Origin of the sequence: Psychrobacter sp. WY6 (genome assembly GCF_018448495.1) — a bacterium.
Taxonomy (GTDB): domain Bacteria; phylum Pseudomonadota; class Gammaproteobacteria; order Pseudomonadales; family Moraxellaceae; genus Psychrobacter.
Window position 1 is genome coordinate 2,130,827 of the sequence record NZ_CP049902.1, and the last position, 19,530, is coordinate 2,150,356.

Here is a 19,530-nt window from a genome sequence, read left to right on the forward strand (position 1 = left end):
TAGCAACATGGCGACTGAATTCAAAAAAAATCATGCCCAGGTTTGTGAATCTTGGCGATTACTTGGCGCAGTGAATCGCGCAACATATCTGCAAGCGGCTATTCCAAAGTTGGCATTGCTGACTGGTGATGCCAATAAAGCAAAGCGTTTGTTCAATCATCTATTGAGCGCCGCGCCTAGCTTGGATGAGGTGCATCGCATGACTGGTGCAACTGGTGAATCCAATGATCTATATGTCACTGGTCGTGGTAAAACCATGGTTATTGGTGGTGAATCTGCTAGAGCCATGGCGGTATTAGGACAGTTGGTAGCCGCACTATTGACAGGTAATGAAGTCATTCTGCATTGCCCAAGCCAAGATGAGATGTGCAATGAAGCTGCCAAGATACTATACGATACAGGTATCAGCGAAGATGTATTGAGTGTGGCGAATGACTCGCAAACCGTCACGCTTTTATATATCGATCGTCTGGCACAGGTTGCAGTCTCTGGCAATCGAAGCGAAGTGCAGACTATCAGTCAAGAGCTTGCCAATACCGATGGTATCTTAACGCAAGTCATCAGCGTCACCGATATGGAAGGCTTGTCAGAGATGCTAACGCCTGATTATTTGCATCGTTTTGTCACTGAGCGTGTCAAAACAATCAATACCACAGCGATCGGTGGTAATGCTAGCTTGCTTGAACTTGGTACAGAATAACCGTATTAATTACAAACCCGCTTCTCTCTTATATCCGTTTTGATAAGTGCGAAGCAGTGTTTGGTATAGCTATAAATACCGAATACGATTTATAAGAAAAAACCGCTATCTGAATAATTGTCAGATAGCGGTTTTTTTATTTGCGTTATTTGATTCATGTCTGATTAATAGATGTTATTCAGCAATATCAATCCATACCCAACCGTTCTCTAGCCATTCGCTCAAATCATCTGCATCAACATCGGTGACATCTTGACTATTTAGGTGTTCGCCATTAGCCAAACGCACCAATACCGCTACTGCGGTCTCGTCAAGCCCGTCAATGCGCTGACCATTGGCATATAGCATAATGCCATCATTAGTCTGGCTATAGAGCAAACGATTGCTATAATCCGCTTGCAAGGTGGCACCTTCTGCTAGAGCTTGCATGAGCTCATCCGTATCCAATGTATCCTCTGGCATCAGCGCATCATACTGGCGTTTGCTGACGACTTCAGAAACTGCTTGACGAATGATATCATTACCACGCTCAGACTGTAGCATTTGTAATAGCTGATCTTTGATCGCATTGATGCTGCTCGCTTGCAATTCACCTGACGCTTGCAGCGCTTGTGGCAGCAGTATTGGGATAAATAAATCGCTATCGTTGGTGGCAATATCAGCCAAGCTGTCGATGATTTGCATCAAGTTGGGACGACGGCAGCCAAATGAAAGGTTAAGCAATCGTCTTGTGCCACACCAAAATGTGATAGCTTCGGTGGTACGTAAAGCACGTCACCGCTTCTAATATCTCAAAGATAATCTCGCCCATATCATCAAACAATCGAATCGGTTCATCAGCGACAAACTCGGTATTTTTATCACAGAATTTGCCCAGTTGCCAACGTCTAGTGCCGTAGCCTTGCGCAAGAAAACACATCATAATCGTCATAGTGTTTGCCGACTGAGCCAGCTTTTGGCGCATAAGAAACCATGATGTCATCACGTTGCCATTGTGGAATAAAGTCAAAGGCTTGCCACAATTGACCAAGCTCAGGTGACCACTGTTCCATATTCTGCACCAGTACGGTCCATTGCTCAGGTAAGTTATCGAAATCAGTTTCAGTCAATGGGCTTTTTTTAAGTTGCCACTGCGCCTGACCTTCTTTTTTACTTGCTGCTTGAGTCAGCAGGCGCGCTGCGGCATTCTTCTAGGGCTAGACCGAGCATGTCGTCAGGTTCAAACATGCCAATTAGTTGTGGTAAGCCTTGTTTAATTAAGAGTGGCTTTTTTTGCCAGTATTCGCTTAAAAATTGCTCAGGCGTGATAGAGTCGGGTAAACAAAGCGGTATAGAAGTCATGGGTAGATCCGTGTGTTTAAGTAGAAAGGATATCAAGGTAAGCAGAATATAAAACTAGAACAGTGCTTTATAGCTGACGTGTATTGGTTATGATTAGCGTCTAGCTGATGGTCAAAATATAGCCATCAATGCATTATCCGTAGGAAATTTATGAAAAAATTACAGTTTATCGTCATCGCGAGTATGTTTATGCTGCAAGCTTGTGTGCATAAAATCGTCACTGTACCTGTAAAAGTCGCCTACAAAACCACTAAAGGCGTCGTCAAAGGTACTGTTGCTGTTACTAAAGCCATCATACCGGGCGATAGTAGTGACAAAAAAGACAAAGACGATAAAGAATAAAAACCTCACCCATTAACTATGTATTTAAAAAATCATAGTGTTTAGAGTAAGGTTTTTTTAAAAAGATATAAATGAATGCTCGTTTATATCTTTTTTACATTTTATAAAGATAAGATTGTTACCAGTTAAATCTTAGCAATCCACTCTTTAATCGTGCTTGCTTGCTCCGCCGCATTACCGATATAAGTGGCTGGCGTCATCTCACGTAGGCGCGCTTTATCCGCATCACTAACGGCAGATAGCTCATCGCTTTCAACGAATGTCAGCATGGCTTCGCGAGTCATGGCATTGCCACGAGTCAGAGCTTTAAGCTTCTCATATGGGTTCTCAACACGATAGCGACGCATGACGGTTTGAATCGGCTCTGCCAATACTTCTTGTGCATTATCCAAATCGTCATTTAAGCGCTGGGCATTCAATTCAAGTTTGCTGACACCTTTTAAACAAGCATCATAAGCAATCATGCTTTGTGCCAGACCAACACCGATATTACGAAGTACGGTAGAGTCTGATAAATCACGCTGCATACGCGAAATTGGCAGTTTTTCACCCAAATGAGCCAGCATGGCGTTCGCAACGCCCAAGTTGCCTTCAGAGTTTTCAAAATCAATCGGGTTGACTTTATGCGGCATGGTAGAAGAACCAACTTCACCATCTTTTAGGCGCTGTTTAAAATAGCCTAAGCTAATATATTGCCAAATATCACGGTTAAAATCGATTAAGATAGTATTAAAACGTTTGACAGCATCAAATAGCTCAGCGATATAATCATGCGGCTCAATTTGCGTGGTATAAGGGTTAAAAGTCAGCTCAAGACTTTCATCAATGAAGCGTTCTGCATGTGCTTGCCAATCGACGTCAGGGTATGAGGCGTAATGAGCGTTATAGTTACCAACCCGCCATTAATTTTGCCCAATAGTTCAACTTGACCGACTTGTTTGATTTGACGGGCTAGGCGATAAGCGACGTTTGCCATTTCTTTGCCTAGCGTCGTTGGGCTCGCGGTTTGACCATGGGTGCGTGATAACATGGGTTGATCAGCATGAGCAATCGCCAAATCAACGATGCTATCAGTCAATTGCTGCATTTTCGCAACCACAATCTCGCGGCTGTCTTTTAGCATTAACGCATATGATAAGTTGTTGATATCTTCACTGGTACACGCAAAATGAATAAATTCTAATGAATCTTCAAGCGCTGCCTGACCACGGAACTTGTCTTTGATGAAGTACTCAACGGCTTTTACATCATGATTGGTCGTCGCTTCGATGTCTTTGATAGCTTGGGCATCGGCTTCACTAAAGTCATCAACGATGCTGTTTAAAAAGGCATTGGTATCGGTATCAAATGCTGCCAATTCACCAATCGCATTGTTATCAGCCAATGACTGTAACCAGCGAATCTCGACAGTGACGCGGGCTTTAATGAGACCAAATTCAGATAAATAAGGACGCAAGCTGTCAGCTTTGGAGGCGTAGCGACCATCGATTGGGGAGAGTGCGGTAAGTAAGTTCATAATATGCCTTTAAATTAAAAAGTAAAAGTGATGAAAACTGTGAAATCACACAAATGAACACATCATATAACTGTGGTCAAAAAAATACGGGTAGTGTAGCAAATGTAGCCGTTGATAAAACCAAAATATGCATATAACGCTATTATTAAGGGGTATCGGGTGTATTAGAGTGTGTGGTGCCATACTTAGTATTAAAGTAAAAACTACGTTTTGTCCTTGGATCTAAAATTGAGGTTACCGTTTTAACAGTACCGTTATTGCCGATAGCGACACTGTCTGCGGCATATTCGCTTGCTTGATGAATTGGATTCGCAAGTTTTGACGTCACTATCGCGCCATTCACATTTTTTTCTTGCAAGACATCTTGTAGAACAAAGTGATTAATACTAAGGTTGGCTCGATTGGTCGCAGTAATTTTGTAGGCAATACATTGTCCTGGAGTTACTTCAGATAGGGCGGCTTTACTATAGGCAAGCTTGTTTTCTAGATTTGGTAACAATGAGGCGATTTTGCAATCGTTAAGTGCTTGTTCTTTTTCAAGGACTAAAGCTGTGCTTTTATCAATCACTCTGCCAAAGTTATTATTTTCATAGTTAGACTTGTTAGTAGTCAAGGAAATAACAGTCTTTTCATTAGTAGTACGAATGGGATAAGTGCTACCACTATTTTCTTCAATCAGGCAGACAGTACTTTTGCCAGTTAGAGAAGCGATAGGTATTTTAATCTCATATTTACCGACAATATTAGTAGGAATATTGATAGTTTCAAGAGGAGCATTGGTTGTACAGTCAACCAGCTTGACTGTGCTACCTGCAATACCACTTTCAGCAGAGTCAAAAGTACCATTGAAGAAGTTGGTATTGTTATATATACCGCTGTCTATCGTAGCGTTATCTTTTTTGACATTGATGTCGCTATCATTTATACCGCCATTATCATTGAATACAGTGCCTGAAAAGACGTAATTCAACGGTTCACTTTCTACCCCAAAGCTGATCCATTCGTTATAGGTTTCACCGATTACGTTACGCGCAATGCCGATATTACCATTCATAATCCCTTCATAAGTCAAAGTCACGGCGTTCGCGTTTCTTACCGCGACAACATAATTGCTTTGACTGTTTTCAATGCCATAACTGACATAACCACCATTGGAAATAGCGGTATTAGATGAGAGTGCAGAATACGTGCTGCCATTATTGATACTTTTAATAATATTTTCAAAAGTTGGCGTCGGTGGTAAAACTCCGTTATTTGAATTGAGGCTTACTTGTTTATTCGTATTCAAGGTAGGGGTATATGGGTTTTGGCTACCGGTAATACCAGCTAGATTAGTAATATTATAATAATAAACCACTACCATTCACATTTGAGCTATCGGTACGCAGCTGCGGGTTGAACACAGCATTTTGTGAATTCAGCTGGGTACTATTGACTTTGCTGCCCAAATAATCACCCATTGCATTATAGTAATAGGGGACATCTGGGTTGTTTTTGATAGTGGCTTGCGCAGGTATACTAATTTGACTATTTGAGTAAAATTTAACGTTTGACGTGCAATTTCTGAGTTACCACCCATTGAATAGCTGGCTTGACCAATCTTTATGGTATGTATAGAGGCGTTATCATTAGGCGTAATAGTAAAAGTGTACTTAAACTTATCTCTATCAATACTAGTATTAGAATCATTCCTGATCTCAATACCATTGGTACGCGTACCACTAGATGGTGTTATCTCAGCATTACTGTTATAACCAATATTTTCATTGCGCACTAAAGTAAAACGACCAGTAGCACCAGAACCTGCTGCGATATAGGTGCCAGAAGCAGTACCAGTCGAAGCATTAGAGCTGGTAACCGTAATACTACCCAGCTCTGATGGTGCTGACTGTGCACTAAATGACGCAGCAATAAAAGTAAGCGTAAGACCTCTCTTTACCCATATCGAACAAGAAAATGAGATATTCAGCAAGGCGAAAAGGCGAGCGGTCATTCAGTATCCTAAAAAAGACAAATCATTGTATTAATTAATGTTAACTGAGATGTCAAATTCCGCAAGGCGCATGAATAGAGGCAATGACGCCACCGCCCAAACAAACCTCATCGATATAAAACACCGCTGACTGACCTGGCGTCACTGCCCGTTGCGGCGTATCAAATATCACTCGTACTTCTAAACCTTTATCATCAACAGCAAACACTCGGCACGCTTGGTCTGGCTGACGGTAGCGCGATTTTGCCATACAACGTAAGCCGTCTTCGCTAAATATATCTGTAGGCGGTAAAATCGACCCAATCGAGCTTATAAGCTTGCAGCTCATTACTCAGCATCATGGGATGCTCATGACCTTGTCCAACGATCAAACGGTTGTTGTCCAAGTCTTTTGCCAATACAAACCAAGGCTCTTCTGGGCGATCTTTGACACCGCCGATACCAATACCACCACGCTGACCTAACGTATAATACATTAAACCATCGTGTTGACCGATAATGTGACCATCATCCGTGACGATATCGCCTTTTTGTGCCGGCAAGTACTGTTGTAAAAAGTCTTTAAAGCGGCGCTCACCAATAAAGCAAATACCCGTTGAATCTTTTTTTCAGTAATAAGATCATGTTCTTCAGCGATTTGACGAACCACTGGTTTTTCAAGCTCACCGACTGGGAACAGTGTCTTAGCGATTTTATCGCCGCCAACCGCATGTAAAAAGTAACTTTGGTCTTTATTGTTATCAAGCCCGCGTAATAGCTGCGCAACCTCAGTGCCATTAGCATTCGTATAGTTCATACTACGGCGCGTGTAGTGACCGGTGGCGATATAATCTGCGCCCAACGTCAAAGCATAGTCTAAAAATGCTTTGAACTTGATTTCTTTGTTGCACAAAATATCTGGATTGGGCGTACGACCCGCTTTGTATTCTGCTAAAAAATGCTCAAAGACGCGATCCCAATATTCCATGGCAAAATTAGCCGTATGTAGCTTCATACCGATTTTGTCACATACCGCTTGTGCGTCCGCTAGGTCGTCCATTGCCGTACAGTATTCGGTGCCGTCATCTTCTTCCCAGTTCTTCATAAACAGACCTTCGACTTTAAAGCCTGCTTGTTGAAGTAAAACGGCTGATACAGAAGAATCAACGCCACCTGACATACCGACAATCACGTGTTTGGCGCTAGGATTTTCGATATCGGCAAGTGTTAATGGACGATGAGGCGTAAAAGACTTAGAAATGGCTATGCTTGAGGTATCTTGTATGGCTGACATAAAGCGGCTCAACTATTTGTACGTTCTCCAAAATAGATATTGACGCCAAAAATTATGCCATTGCTACAATAGGTAGTCTCAGCAGAACGACGTCAGCTTATCTTTTGGATCTGGTATTATGATAAAATAAACGTCATATTATACCAGTTAATTGAAACTGGTGGCGACCGATGGTGTCTAGGCATTGGTAAAATCGCTTTAGAAATTTAGATAGTGGTTTTGAATTATTTTAATCACGTTTCACTCATCTTGGAATAATAATGATAAAAATTGGTCAAGGTATCGACGTTCACGCTTTTCACAATAATGGTCAGCAGCAGCATATGTGGTGAGCAGGTGTGCCTATTGAACACACGCACAGTTTGCTGGCACACTCTGATGGAGATGTGGTGCTGCATGCGCTTGCCGATGCACTGCTTGGCGCATTGGCGCTTGGAGATATCGGTCAGCATTTTCCTGATACAGATGCCGCCCATGCAGGTTTGGACTCGCGGGTGCTGCTACGTTATGTCTACAGTAAAGTGCAAGAGGCTGGTTATAGTCTAGGCAACGCTGATATCACTGTGATGTGTGAGCGTCCAAAGCTGGCACCGCACAGTCAAGCCATGCGTGATAATATTGCCAGTGATTTGCAGACGGCGGTTAATAATATCAGCGTTAAAGCCACCACCACTGAAAAGTTAGGCTTTACCGGTCGGCAAGAGGGCATTATGGCCAATGCCGTGGTATTATAGTCCCTAATGTTGTCGAATCTAGATAGCTTAGATCGGGTGTCATCGCTGCTTGAGCACTCCGAGTCATATTGACTTGGTGAGTTGAGCGTAGATTTTATATATAGACTCTATAGAGTTATACTTGTAATACCGTGGCGCTTGCCCCATGTATCAGCCATCTCTTTTCTCAATCATTTTGTAATATCAATCACTGTTTTCAATGAACCGCTTTATCAATAGGAGCTTTTATGAGTGAGCAAACCCCAAATACTGCTGCAAACGACGTTGAACAATTGATCCGTGATCAAATCCGTGACAATAAAGTTATTATATGAAAGGAACGCCGCAATTTCCGCAGTGTGGCTTTTCTGCTAAATCGATTGAAGTGCTTACTCAATCGGTCGTCCATTTGCGTTTGTAAATATTTTAGAAAACCCAGAAATCCGTGCGACGTTACCTAAAGTGGCTAATTGGCCGACTTTTCCACAGTTGTGGATTGACGGCGAATTGATGGGCGGATCAGACATTATTTTGCAAATGTATCAATCAGGCGAGCTTAAGCCATTGGTTGAAGCAAACAGCCCTGCTGCTTAATACTTGATAGTATGCTTTGGATGTCTTTGATATTCAAATAAACTTGATAAGATAAAGCACAGTAAACCCAAATGGTCAGTTAATGGCTATTTGGGTTTTTAGTGTCTTTACGCTTTAGTGTTTTTAGGCTTCGTTGTTTTATCGAATTTACCCCCATATAGTGTGCAAGATATCAGCGATATAAATAATAATTATCATACGAGTGAGAGAGCTTTATGAATAGTCAAGCAACGGAACAGCCGGACGTGCAAAAAGAAGCTGCTGAGCAAGCGGTAATCGAAAAACGCCGTGAGCATTTAAAAAATGAATCCACGCGCATCATTGAAATTGCTGGCAATGAGCCACATTCAGCGCTGAAATGTATTCATCAGCTTAGCGTGGCAGGCGGCGCAACAGAAGCCACTTATATTGCGATTGAGCAGCGTATCGTTGCGGATCAAGATTCTGCGGGCGCTTATCATTTGGCATTATTGGCACAGAATACGCCAGATTTACCCATTGATGCGCGTCAACTTATCGAGATGGTCGTTAATAAGGCGATAATCAGCAGCGTTTGGCATTGCTAAAAACTTGCTACTACCGCCAGTGGACATGATTAAAGAGCAAATTTTGGCGAGTAATGATGGCGATGCTATTGGCTTGATGAATGCTTATTTGCAGATCAATCCAGAAGGTTATGGCAGTCAGCATATGCTAAGCAGTGGTCAATCAGATCAAATCGTACCGCTGAGCCCTGGTAACTAGGCGCTAATTATTAAGTTACTAGTTACTAAGTTTAAAAATGATGCTTAACACTTAATGTAAATAGTTTCTACTGCGGCGTTTTTTAAGCATCAAAAAATTGTTATAATGATGGGTTAGCAATCCAATATCTAGCGGCTTTTCCAAGTCGTTAACTTTTTAAATCCGACTGACGTTTATTTGCTGATGACCATGCTATTTAGCCATAAAATTCTGGTAATGATAGTTTTTGGCTAAAAGCGGCGTTATGAGTCAAGTGAGGCGTATATGCAATACCCAAAAAATTACGACGTGGTAGTGATCGGTGGCGGTCATGCTGGCACAGAAGCTGCTTTGGCAGCCGCACGTATGGGCGCGCAGACCTTGCTGTTGACACATAATATTGAGACGCTCGGGCAGATGAGTTGTAATCCAGCAATTGGTGGTATTGGCAAATCCCATCTGGTACGTGAGATTGATGCACTTGGCGGTGCAATGGCACTGGCAACGGATAAGTCAGGCATTCAGTTTCGTGTGCTTAACAGTCGTAAAGGTGCGGCAGTTCGAGCTACGCGTGCGCAAGCAGATCGTATTTTATATAAAGCCGCTATTCGCCATACGCTTGAGAATCAGCCAAATCTTGATATATTTCAACAAGCGGCTGATGATATCTTAGTTGAAAATGGTCGTGCGACGGCAGTGGTTACTGCAACGGGTATTATCTTTAATACGCAAACGGTGGTACTGACCTCAGGTACGTTTTTAGGCGGAGTTATTCATATTGGTCTCGAAAGCTCAAAAGGTGGTCGCGCAGGCGATCAACCTTCTATCAAGTTGGCAGATCGTTTGCGTGAGCTTAAGCTGCCAGTCGGTCGCCTAAAGACAGGTACGCCCGCGCGGATTGATGCGCGTAGCGTTGACTTTAGTGTGATGACCGTACAGCCGGGCGACACGCCGCTACCAGTGATGAGTTATATGGGTGACGTGTCGATGCACCCTGAGCAGGTCAATTGCTACATCACGCATACTAATGCGCGCACGCATGACATCATCCGTGAAAACTTAGACCGTTCTCCAATGTTCTCAGGCAAAATTGAAGGTGTGGGTCCACGTTATTGTCCGTCAATTGAAGACAAGATTCATCGTTTTGCGGATAAAGACAGCCATCAGATATTTATTGAGCCAGAAGGTTTGACGACACATGAGCTATATCCAAATGGTATCTCAACGAGTCTGCCGTTTGATGTGCAGTTAGAGTTTATTCATAGTATGAAAGGCTTAGAAAACGCACACATTACCCGTCCAGGCTATGCCATTGAGTATGATTATTTTGATCCGCAAAACCTAAAGCCAACGCTTGAAACCAAATCTATCGATCGTCTTTACTTCGCTGGACAGATTAATGGTACAACTGGTTATGAAGAGGCTGGCGTACAGGGTTTGCTAGCAGGTACTAATGCCGCATTGGTAACCACTAATAACAGCGATTTTGACGTGTGGACACCGCGCCGTGATGAAGCCTATCTTGGCGTGCTCGTTGATGATTTGATTACCCATGGTACGACTGAGCCATATCGTATGTTTACGAGCCGCGCAGAATATCGTCTATTATTACGTGAAGACAATGCAGATCAACGCCTAACTGAGACGGGTCGCAAGCTTGGTCTAGTAGATGATGTGCGCTGGCAGGCTTATCAAGAAAAAATGGAAGCGATCACAACGGAGACCTCACGTCTCAAAGATATGTGGGCAACCCCTGCTAACGCGCTAGGCAAAAAAGTCACAGAGCAAACGGGCGAGGTGCTGTCAAAAGAATCGACTGCTTTTGATTTGCTCAAGCGTCCGCAGATTCATTTTGCTGATATCGCTGTCATCACTGATTCGCAAGTCGATGCCTAGGCGAGCAGATAGAAATCTCTGTGAAGTACGCAGGCTATATTGACCGTCAGCAAGAAGACATTGATCAGATGAAGCGCCTAGAAAATACAGCGCTGCCACTGGACTTTGATTATAGCGTAGTATCAGGCTTATCAAATGAGATTGTACAGAAATTGACGCAAATACGTCCTGCGACGCTCGCCCAAGCGGGGCGTGTAAGCGGTGTGACGCCTGCGGCCGTTCAATTGCTAGCCATGACAGTGAAGAAACAGAAAAAAGCGAAGGCCGCGCTAGATTCGTAATAGTAGTATAACTAGTATAACTAGTATAACTAGTATAACTAGTATAACAAAAGCCCATAACGATATATCGCTATGGGCTTTTGTTTGTTAAAAATACAGCCGCTGTTAAAAGAAAATAGAGCAGGCGCTTGTCTTACTTGCTATTTTGTCTCTATACTAGGTTAGAAAACTTAATGATTACTTGTCAATTTATCTCGCTGATGTCCATATCATGATGGGCTTGTCAACGAACTGAGCCTATTTATGATTGATGCTATTGTCTTTGCTATTACCATTGTCTTGCCCAACCTTGCCTTAATGTGGTTGGGTTTTTTTATGCAGAGACGCGGTGAGGCGAGCCAGACTTTTATTGATCAAGCATCGAGCTTTGTCTTTAATTACTGTTTACCCTGTTTGCTTTTTTTTAGCGTCGTTGATAGTGATGTCGATTACAGCAAACAAATCACGCTGATAGTGGCTGGTATTCTGGTGACATTCATCTTGTTTATAGGTGCAGAGATTTACGCCAAATATTTTGTGAGCAAACCGGCTGATCAAGGGGTGTTTGTACAAGGGATATTTCGGAGTAATATGGCTATTATTGGACTGGCAACGGTTGCTAATGCCTACGGAGAACGTGGCTTAAGTATCGGCGCTGTCTATATGGGTGTGGTGACGATACTGTTTATATCTTACTGTTATCACTCTCAGCCGTGTGTCCAAAAGTGTGGATGATACTTGGCTCAGTCGCAGTACCATGATTATTAAAAAACTATTTACTAACCCACTGATTATCGCATTGGTAGCAGCATTTGCTTATAAGGCATCACCACTGCCGCCTATTACAGGTGTGATTCATACGACTGGTGATTTACTGGCGGCAGTGGCATTGCCCTTAGCATTGATTTGCGCCGGTGCCAGTATTGATTTGAAGTCGATGTTGCACCCTTCAGGGCTATCCATGCAGGCGAGTATCGGACGTATTATTGTTGCGCCATTGATTGCCATCGCTATTGGACTCGGATTTGGTCTATCAGGTGTGCATATGGGTGTGTTGTTTTTGATGGCAGCTTCACCAACAGCCGCCGCCAGCTATGTAATGGCAAAAGCCATGGGTGGCAATGATGTGTTAGCTGCTAATATTTTGGCTTTTACCACCGTCGTAGGTATGTTTGGAATGGCGATTGGTGCGGCAATATTACGCGGGTCAGGATTAATGTAGTAGCCGTTTGGCGTGATAAAACATGTTCTAATAATAAATCTATAAATAGGAGTACTCAAATTGCAATTACTAAACAAAGCAATCGTGACCGAACATCTCAATATGCAATCTGCCATTGGGGCGATAGAAGCATTGTTGCATCAACAGGCAGCGCATCCCAATTGGATCAAAGCGCCTGAACGTTTGGTCATTGAAACTTTTAGTGAAGATGACGCCCATAGCTTAGGTTCGCATTTATCCATGCCAGCCACGATGTATGATGGTAAGAACGAGTATACAGCCGTAAAATTGGTCACCATTTGTCCTGATAATCCGAGCCGAAATTTACCAACCACAACGGCGATTATTACCGTGTCAAACAATGATACTGGTGAGATATTGGCAATTATGGATGGGGTTTATATTACCCAAGTGCGTACGGCAGCATTGTCAGGTATTGCGACCAAATATATGGCAAGCGCTGACTGTCAAAGTGTGGCGGTGGTCGGTTGTGGTGGCATGGCTTATGAGCAATTACATGCGGTAATGACAGTACGTCCTGAGATTAAAACAGTATATTTATGGAATAGAAGCAGGGAAGGCGCTGAGACTTTCAAAGTGAAATTTACTCGTGAGTATCCGCAATGGGACGTTACTATAACGGTTTGTGAAAATATCAATGATGCTGTCCGTGATGCAGATGTTATCAACGTCGCAACCCGCGCAACAGAAGGTTTGTTTGATCTCAACCATATTAAATCTGATGCACACATCAACGCAGTCGGTGCCTATCAGCCTTCAATGAAAGAGATAAGCAATGATGTCATTGCAAACAGTCGCATGGTCGTTGTCGATGATTTGGTTGGCAGTCGTCATGAAGCGGGCGATTTAATCCAAGCTCACGATAGTGTCGATTGTGCATGGACATGGGACGACCTCAGTGGTGACTTACAGGCGCTAGTCACAGGGGCGCTACAAGAAAAAACCGCTAAGTCTAATCATGGTGTTACGTTATTTAAATCGGTTGGTGCAGCCAGTTTTGATGCAGCAGTCGCTCTATATGTCGCACAACAAGCCGCACAAAAAAATCTTGGCTCGTCAGTTGAATGGTAATGCCATCTAAGTGAAAGTACGTAAAGATTGCTGTGTTTTTATTATGTAGCAAGCCAAAAAAAGCCCTCTTTCTAAATAAGAAAAGAGGGCTTTTTACATTGCTTTAAACGTTAAATTAATACGCCCTAGCATATTTTCAGAGCGGTTATTAATTTGGATTGTCTTTATTACGTTTGTCTTCGCGCCGCTGCTTACGTTTTGGGCTGGTGCGGTAGGTCAAATAACCACCGACAGCCATCACCGCAAGAAAAGCCACAATGTACATAAATATTGATGAGCCAATAAGTAGTGAGGCACCGATAATAGGAGTTGCATCCATGTCAAACATCCAGCTAAGGTTTATCAATAATTATGCAAGTGTCTGATTTCATTGTAAAGTAAATAAATTTAACTCAGGTGTAAGTTCCAGTGAACGCATGCGCGCTGCCTGATCGTAAACGTTAGCCGTCACAATCAGCTCGTCTGGCTCATACTGGGCAAGGAATGCCGCCAGTCTCGGTTTGACAGTTTCCACAGAACCGATGAATGACACTGACAATGCGCTATCCACCATCATTTTTTCAGCAGGGCTCCAGATACTGTCCATATCGTGAGTAGGTTTCGGCATTTGACCTGTTTCACCACGGCGCAAGCGTACGAAACTTTGCTGCGCAGAGGTAAAATGATACTGTGCAGTAGCATCGTCATCGGCGAGTAATAAATTGGCTGCCAGCATGACATAAGGCTTATCTAAATAGGCTGATGGTTTGAACTGTTCACGATAAGCTGTAATCGCTTGCCCAAGCATTTGCGGTGCAAAGTGTGAGGCAAACACATAAGGAAGTCCCAAATGCGCCGCTAACGTAGCCCCAAAAAGAAGAGCCTAATATCCAGATAGGAACGTTTGACTTTGCCCCAGGAAATGCCTGTACTGGGCTATTATCTGTACCGTTCCCTAAAAAGTACATCAATTCTTGGACGTCTTGCGGAAAGCGATCAGCATCTTGCATCTGACGGCGTAGTGCCTGAAAGGTTGCGCCATCAGTACCCGGCGCACGACCCCCCTAAATCTACGCGATCACCATATAATGCCTGCAAAGTGCCGAATTGCTCAGCGATGACGAGCGGTGCATGGTTCGGAAGCATCACACCACCCGCACCAATACGTATATGCTTGGTTTGGCTACCGATATGCGCTAGTAGTACTGACGTCGCTGCACTAGCGATGCCCGGCATATTATGGTGCTCTGCCATCCAATAACGGTTTAAGCCGACTTTTTCTGCTTGCTGTGCTGTCTCAACTGTTTGGGCAATGCCTTCAGCGATGGTTTTACCTTCAGGCACGGGGGCTAGATCTAAAAAGGATAAGGGAATAGCGTTACTCATAAATCACCTGTTTTTATGATGCCGCCTTTCAACGACATGGTTATATTGGTATTTGATTCTAGTTATAAAAGAGACTAGCGACAGCAATGATAAACCAGCACCTCAAGAATCTAGGGCTAATTCAATATTGCTGTAACTAGTCGCTCAATAGTTCATATAATGGGGCGGTTCTATTGAATATAAAGGTCAGAAGTTAAGACGATAACAAATCTTAATAATGGTGTAGAGTTATAATAATCACATGCGTGGCAGTCGATTTTGAGTAGAAATGAGAATAGAAAATGACATCATTATCTGTTGATAACGATGCCATTGACGTTTAGTGAAAATATGAATTAATGGTTCTTTACTGGCTAAATTGTTTTTGACACAGTTCCATAAATGCTCGACCATACTGACGAATTTCTGCATCATCACGTACCGCCATCCAACTGGTAAAGCGCCCAAAGTGATCTACAGGTATCGCCGTTAAATTTTGATAGTGACTCGGTTCAAACGCCATCTCTGCGATAATACCGATACCCAAGCCCAGACCTACGTAAGTACTGATTACATCAGCATCGAGTGCTGCTAGTACGATATCTGGTTCCAATCCTGCTTCTTCAAAAGTTTTGTCAATCGCACCGCGCCCCGTAAAGCCACCGTGATAGGTCACAATCGGATAGCTGGCGAGGGTCGGCAAATCCACAGACTCGTGATTGGCCAGTTCGTGATCGCTTGGCACAATGACGCGATGCGTCCAGTCATAATAGCGATAGCAGCGTAAATAATTGTTATGAAGTAAAGACTCGGTTGCAATGCCAATATCTGCCTGCCCGCGAATGACCATCTGCGCGATGGTCTCTGGATCCGCTTGTTGTAGTATTAGGTTGACTTTGGGGAAACGCTCTTTAAACTCTTTGACGACTTGCGGCAATACATATCGCGCTTGCGTGTGAGTGGTGGCAATCGTCAGCGTGCCAATATTCGGATTATTAAAATCGAGACTTAGGTTTTCAATCGTACGGATTTCGGCGAAGATAGATTCGATATGCGGCATTAGTGCTGTGCCCATGGTCGTAAGACCCGTTAGGCGTTTGCCTTGACGGACGAATACTTCCGTTTTGAGCTGATTTTCAAGTGCCGCAATATGTTTTGATAGGCTATTGGCTGGTGTGCAGTACGGTCGCCGCCTGACTTAAGTTATAGCCATTAATCACCGTATGCCATACTGTCTCCAACTGCTTGAGCTGAATCTGTAAATGCCGCTGATTGACCACTACGTCGATTGCCATAACTAAATCCTATTGTATAAATATACAAACCCTGTCTGTATACAAAAGTGAAAATGTACAAATATGCAGTAAGCAGGTAGTGTAAAACAAAGTGTTTATTCTTGTATATACTTAATAGTTATCTATTTATACGTATTTGGAATATGTGATTAAAAGTATACATTGAAATTGTTTTTGAGTACTCAGAAGTACTGATAGAATCTTTCATCTGCTAGACTCAGCAACTCTTCATCTTCTAATGTGTCTCCATAAGCATATATGTCAAAATTACTTAGATTATATTTTTGTTCAACCAACTGCTTTTTCGTTATTCCGCTACAGTCATCATTGAGATAGTTACCCGTCAATATACCATCAACGACATCTACCTTAGTACATATCAAGTCTAGTCCATATTTTATACACCATGGATTGAGATATAAATCCAAAGATGCAGAGACGATAACGACGATGTCTCCTCTTTGTTGATGCCATTTTATTTTTTCGAAAGCATTAGCTCTTATATAATTAGGTATCATCAGCTCAGAAAATGCTTCACCTTTTTTCTAAGCTGTCCCTCATTTGTCCCTTTAAAAGCGAAGTTATAAACTTTTTTTCGAATCTCGCTACCGTGTAATCTACCTAGCTTATATTTAACGATAGTTGGTAATAAAATGATTTTACCTACATTAATTTTTCTTTTATTTGCTGCGAATAATATAAATTTGGTAAAGGTGTCTGTGTTCGTTATGGTACCGTCAAAGTCAAATAAGGCTATATTCATAATTTAATTCTCTAATAAATAGGGCGTATTCATTATAATATTTACTTTGAATTAGATGTGATACAAACATAAAAAACAGCCATCTTTCGATGACTGTCTTAGCTTACAACTTCAATAATGATACGATTTGCGGCTGCCTCTAGCGAAAACGATCCGCATTCATCACTTTATTCCAAGCAGTTACAAAGTCATGAACGAATTTTTCTAGGTTATCGTCTTGTGCGTAAAGCTCAGCGTAAGCGCGTAGTATGGAGTTTGAGCCAAACACTAGGTCTACGCGGCTGGCTTGCCATTTTACATTGCCAGTAGCACGCTCACGCACTTCATAGAGGGCAGGGGCGCCATTATTGTCTGTCTTAACGGGATGCCAAGAATAGCTCATGTCTGTCAAGTTCACAAAGAGTCATTGCTAAGTGTTCCAGCACGCTCAGTAAAGACCCCTTGTTGGCTCTGAGCGTAGTTGGTATCCAAGACACGCATACCACCGATTAAAACGACCATTTCAGGTGCAGTCAAGCCCATCAGCTGAGTACGATCTAATAGCATCTCTTCAGGTGATATGGCATAGCTGCCTTTGATCCAGTTACGGTAGCCATCATGTCGTGGCTCTAAATCAGAGAAGCTCTGTTTCAGTCATCTCATCGCTCGCATCGCCACGACCCATCGAATGGCACTTCAATTTGAACACCTGCATTAGCTGCTGCTTTTTCAATGGCGGTGTTACCAGCGAGTACCACTAAATCCGCGATGCTGACGTCTTTATCAAAGTTCGTCTGGATGGCAGTGAGCGCCTCAAGTACGCGAGCCAATTGCTCAGGCTCATTACCTAACCAGTCTTTTTGCGGGGCTAAACGAATGCGTGCACCATTGGCGCCGCCGCGATAGTCTGAGGCGCGGAATGTACGAGCGCTATCCCAAGCGGTAATAATAAATTCGCGATGGTCGATACCACTGCCTAGTATCTGTGCTTTTAAGATCGCAATATCATCAGCGCTCAGATCAATATTGCCTTGTGGAATTGGATCCTGCCAAGTGAAGTCCTCGCTTGGCACATCCGCTCCTAAATAGCGAGATTTTGGCCCCAAATCACGATGGGTAAGCTTAAACCAAGCTTTTGCAAATACCTCATCGAAATATTCTGGATTTTGATGAAAGTTCTCTGAAATTTTACGGTAAGCAGGGTCTTTAATCATTGCCATATCAGCGTCGGTCATGATAGGGTTGCGGCGTACACTTGGATCATGTGCATCTAAAGGACGATCCTCTTCCTTGATATCGATAGGTTCCCATTGCCAAGCACCAGCAGGACTCTTAGTCAGTGCCCACTCATGATTTAGCAATAACTCAAAATATCATAATCCCATTGGGTTGGATGCGTGGTCCATGCGCCCTCGATACCGCTTGAGACGGTGTCGCCAGCATTGCCTGTACCTTTAGGGTTGCGCCAACCTAGACCTTGCTCTTGATATCAGCAGCTTCTGGCTCATCTTCTAATAAGGTAGCGTCACCATTACCATGACATTTACCAACCGTGTGACCACCAGCAGTCAAGGCGACCGTTTCTTCATCATTCATTGACATACGAGCAAAAGTGGTACGAATATCTTGTGCCGTTTTAATAGGATCGGGGTTGCCGTCGACGCCTTCAGGGTTGACATAAATCAAGCCCATCTGTACCGCTGCTAAAGGGTTCTCTAGTGATTCACGCTGATTATCATCTTCATAACGATTTTTGGTAGCCGCAAGCCATTCACGCTCAGAACCCCAGTAGATATCCTTTTCTGGATGCCAAATATCGGTACGTCCACCAGCGAAACCTAACGTTTTAAAGCCCATAGATTCATAAGCCATATTACCCGCTAGTATCATCAAATCTGCCCAAGAAAGTTTGTTACCATACTTTTTCTTGATTGGCCATAATAGACGACGTGCTTTGTCCAAATTGACATTGTCCGGCCAACTGTTTAATGGCGCAAAGCGTTGATTACCAGTGTTAGAACCACCGCGGCCGTCGGAGCGTCGATAAGTACCGGCAGAATGCCAAGCCATACGAATCATCAAACCACCATAATGACCCCAATCTGCAGGCCACCATGCTTGTGACTCAGTCATTAGATTTTTAAATCTTGCTTGACGGCTTCTAAATCTAATTGCTTAAAGGCTTTTGCATAATCAAAGTCAGGATCCATTGGATTGGTTTTGTGATCCTGCTGATGCAAGATATCTAAGTTTAAGCTATTCGGCCACCAATCGGTTGCTGCCGAGGCGTCGTAGTATGTGCTTGGTGCATGACAGGACAGCCACCCATGCTTGGACGTTGTGGCTCGTGCGAAGTATCTACATTTTCACTATGAATGGTTGGTCCATGACCATCTCCTTTATCATAAGTGGTGTTACTTGCAGCATCTGATGTTGAGTTTGAGTTAGTCATCATGTGGCTCCTAGGCAGTAATCAGATAAATA

At 43.1% G+C, this 19,530-nt stretch carries 9 protein-coding genes and 10 pseudogenes; 9 read left to right on the plus strand and 10 right to left on the minus strand.

Annotated elements, in window-relative coordinates; genetic code table 11:
* Positions 1–7: 7 nt before the first annotated feature.
* Entirely contained in the window at positions 8–700 is a 693-nt protein-coding gene (locus G7Y90_RS10625) for a 1-pyrroline-5-carboxylate dehydrogenase (protein WP_045446201.1), read from the plus strand.
* Between the two features lie 174 nt (positions 701–874).
* Here G7Y90_RS10625 and G7Y90_RS10630 read toward each other — a convergent pair.
* Positions 875–2,041 (minus strand): annotated as a pseudogene (locus G7Y90_RS10630) (JmjC domain-containing protein).
* 150 nt (positions 2,042–2,191) lie between these two features.
* Between G7Y90_RS10630 and G7Y90_RS10635 the strand changes: the two are divergent.
* On the plus strand, positions 2,192–2,383 hold the full coding sequence (locus tag G7Y90_RS10635) for an NF038104 family lipoprotein (RefSeq protein ID WP_250162359.1): 192 nt from the start codon (positions 2,192–2,194) through the stop codon (positions 2,381–2,383).
* Between the two features lie 125 nt (positions 2,384–2,508).
* Here G7Y90_RS10635 and purB read toward each other — a convergent pair.
* The 4 genes and pseudogenes from purB to mnmA all read right to left on the minus strand — a co-directional run bounded on the left by purB (position 2,509) and on the right by mnmA (position 7,165).
* Positions 2,509–3,899 (minus strand): annotated as a pseudogene (gene purB / locus G7Y90_RS10640) (adenylosuccinate lyase).
* Between the two features lie 145 nt (positions 3,900–4,044).
* A complete protein-coding gene (locus G7Y90_RS10645) occupies positions 4,045–5,256 on the minus strand; it encodes a hypothetical protein (protein ID WP_250162360.1) in 1,212 nt (403 codons plus the stop codon).
* Between the two features lie 60 nt (positions 5,257–5,316).
* A complete protein-coding gene (locus G7Y90_RS10650) occupies positions 5,317–5,892 on the minus strand; it encodes a hypothetical protein (RefSeq protein WP_250162361.1) in 576 nt (191 codons plus the stop codon).
* Between the two features lie 52 nt (positions 5,893–5,944).
* Positions 5,945–7,165 (minus strand): annotated as a pseudogene (gene mnmA / locus G7Y90_RS10655) (tRNA 2-thiouridine(34) synthase MnmA).
* A gap of 260 nt (positions 7,166–7,425) precedes the next feature.
* Here mnmA and ispF point away from each other — a divergent pair.
* The 7 genes and pseudogenes from ispF to G7Y90_RS10690 all read left to right on the plus strand — a co-directional run bounded on the left by ispF (position 7,426) and on the right by G7Y90_RS10690 (position 13,665).
* Positions 7,426–7,899, plus strand: a pseudogene (gene ispF, locus G7Y90_RS10660) (2-C-methyl-D-erythritol 2,4-cyclodiphosphate synthase).
* A 227-nt stretch (positions 7,900–8,126) separates the two neighbouring features.
* Positions 8,127–8,472, plus strand: a pseudogene (gene grxD / locus G7Y90_RS10665) (Grx4 family monothiol glutaredoxin).
* Between the two features lie 215 nt (positions 8,473–8,687).
* Complete coding sequence (locus tag G7Y90_RS10670) at positions 8,688–9,038, plus strand: hypothetical protein (protein WP_250162362.1); 351 nt, start codon at positions 8,688–8,690, stop codon at positions 9,036–9,038.
* Positions 9,039–9,042: 4 nt separating this feature from the next.
* Positions 9,043–9,216, plus strand: coding sequence for a hypothetical protein (locus G7Y90_RS10675; protein WP_250162363.1), 174 nt, complete (start codon positions 9,043–9,045; stop codon positions 9,214–9,216).
* A gap of 264 nt (positions 9,217–9,480) precedes the next feature.
* Positions 9,481–11,372 (plus strand): annotated as a pseudogene (gene mnmG / locus G7Y90_RS10680) (tRNA uridine-5-carboxymethylaminomethyl(34) synthesis enzyme MnmG).
* Between the two features lie 243 nt (positions 11,373–11,615).
* A pseudogene (locus tag G7Y90_RS10685) lies at positions 11,616–12,573 on the plus strand (AEC family transporter).
* Between the two features lie 60 nt (positions 12,574–12,633).
* Positions 12,634–13,665: an ornithine cyclodeaminase family protein gene (locus G7Y90_RS10690; RefSeq protein WP_201559812.1), complete on the plus strand. Its 1,032-nt coding sequence runs from the start codon at positions 12,634–12,636 to the stop codon at positions 13,663–13,665.
* A 148-nt stretch (positions 13,666–13,813) separates the two neighbouring features.
* Here the strand turns inward: G7Y90_RS10690 and G7Y90_RS10695 are convergent, their stop codons facing one another.
* The 5 genes and pseudogenes from G7Y90_RS10695 to katG form a co-directional block, all read right to left on the minus strand.
* Positions 13,814–13,984, minus strand: coding sequence for a hypothetical protein (locus G7Y90_RS10695; RefSeq protein WP_157908376.1), 171 nt, complete (start codon positions 13,982–13,984; stop codon positions 13,814–13,816).
* A gap of 48 nt (positions 13,985–14,032) precedes the next feature.
* Positions 14,033–15,030 (minus strand): annotated as a pseudogene (locus G7Y90_RS10700) (LLM class flavin-dependent oxidoreductase).
* Positions 15,031–15,376: 346 nt separating this feature from the next.
* Positions 15,377–16,304: pseudogene (locus G7Y90_RS10705) on the minus strand (LysR substrate-binding domain-containing protein).
* Between the two features lie 182 nt (positions 16,305–16,486).
* A complete protein-coding gene (locus G7Y90_RS10710; RefSeq protein ID WP_250162364.1) occupies positions 16,487–16,822 on the minus strand; it encodes an HAD-IB family phosphatase in 336 nt (111 codons plus the stop codon).
* 384 nt (positions 16,823–17,206) lie between these two features.
* A pseudogene (katG, locus tag G7Y90_RS10715) lies at positions 17,207–19,375 on the minus strand (catalase/peroxidase HPI).
* Positions 19,376–19,530: the final 155 nt, after the last annotated feature.

Coding starts and splice junctions, on each gene's coding strand:
- G7Y90_RS10625 (WP_045446201.1), top strand. CDS start 8: ATGGCGACTGAATTCAAAAAAAATCATGCCCAGGTTTGTGAATCTTGG.
- G7Y90_RS10635 (WP_250162359.1), top strand. CDS start 2,192: ATGAAAAAATTACAGTTTATCGTCATCGCGAGTATGTTTATGCTGCAA.
- G7Y90_RS10650 (WP_250162361.1), bottom strand. CDS start 5,892: ATGACCGCTCGCCTTTTCGCCTTGCTGAATATCTCATTTTCTTGTTCG.
- G7Y90_RS10670 (WP_250162362.1), top strand. CDS start 8,688: ATGAATAGTCAAGCAACGGAACAGCCGGACGTGCAAAAAGAAGCTGCT.
- G7Y90_RS10695 (WP_157908376.1), bottom strand. CDS start 13,984: ATGGATGCAACTCCTATTATCGGTGCCTCACTACTTATTGGCTCATCA.
- G7Y90_RS10710 (WP_250162364.1), bottom strand. CDS start 16,822: ATGATACCTAATTATATAAGAGCTAATGCTTTCGAAAAAATAAAATGG.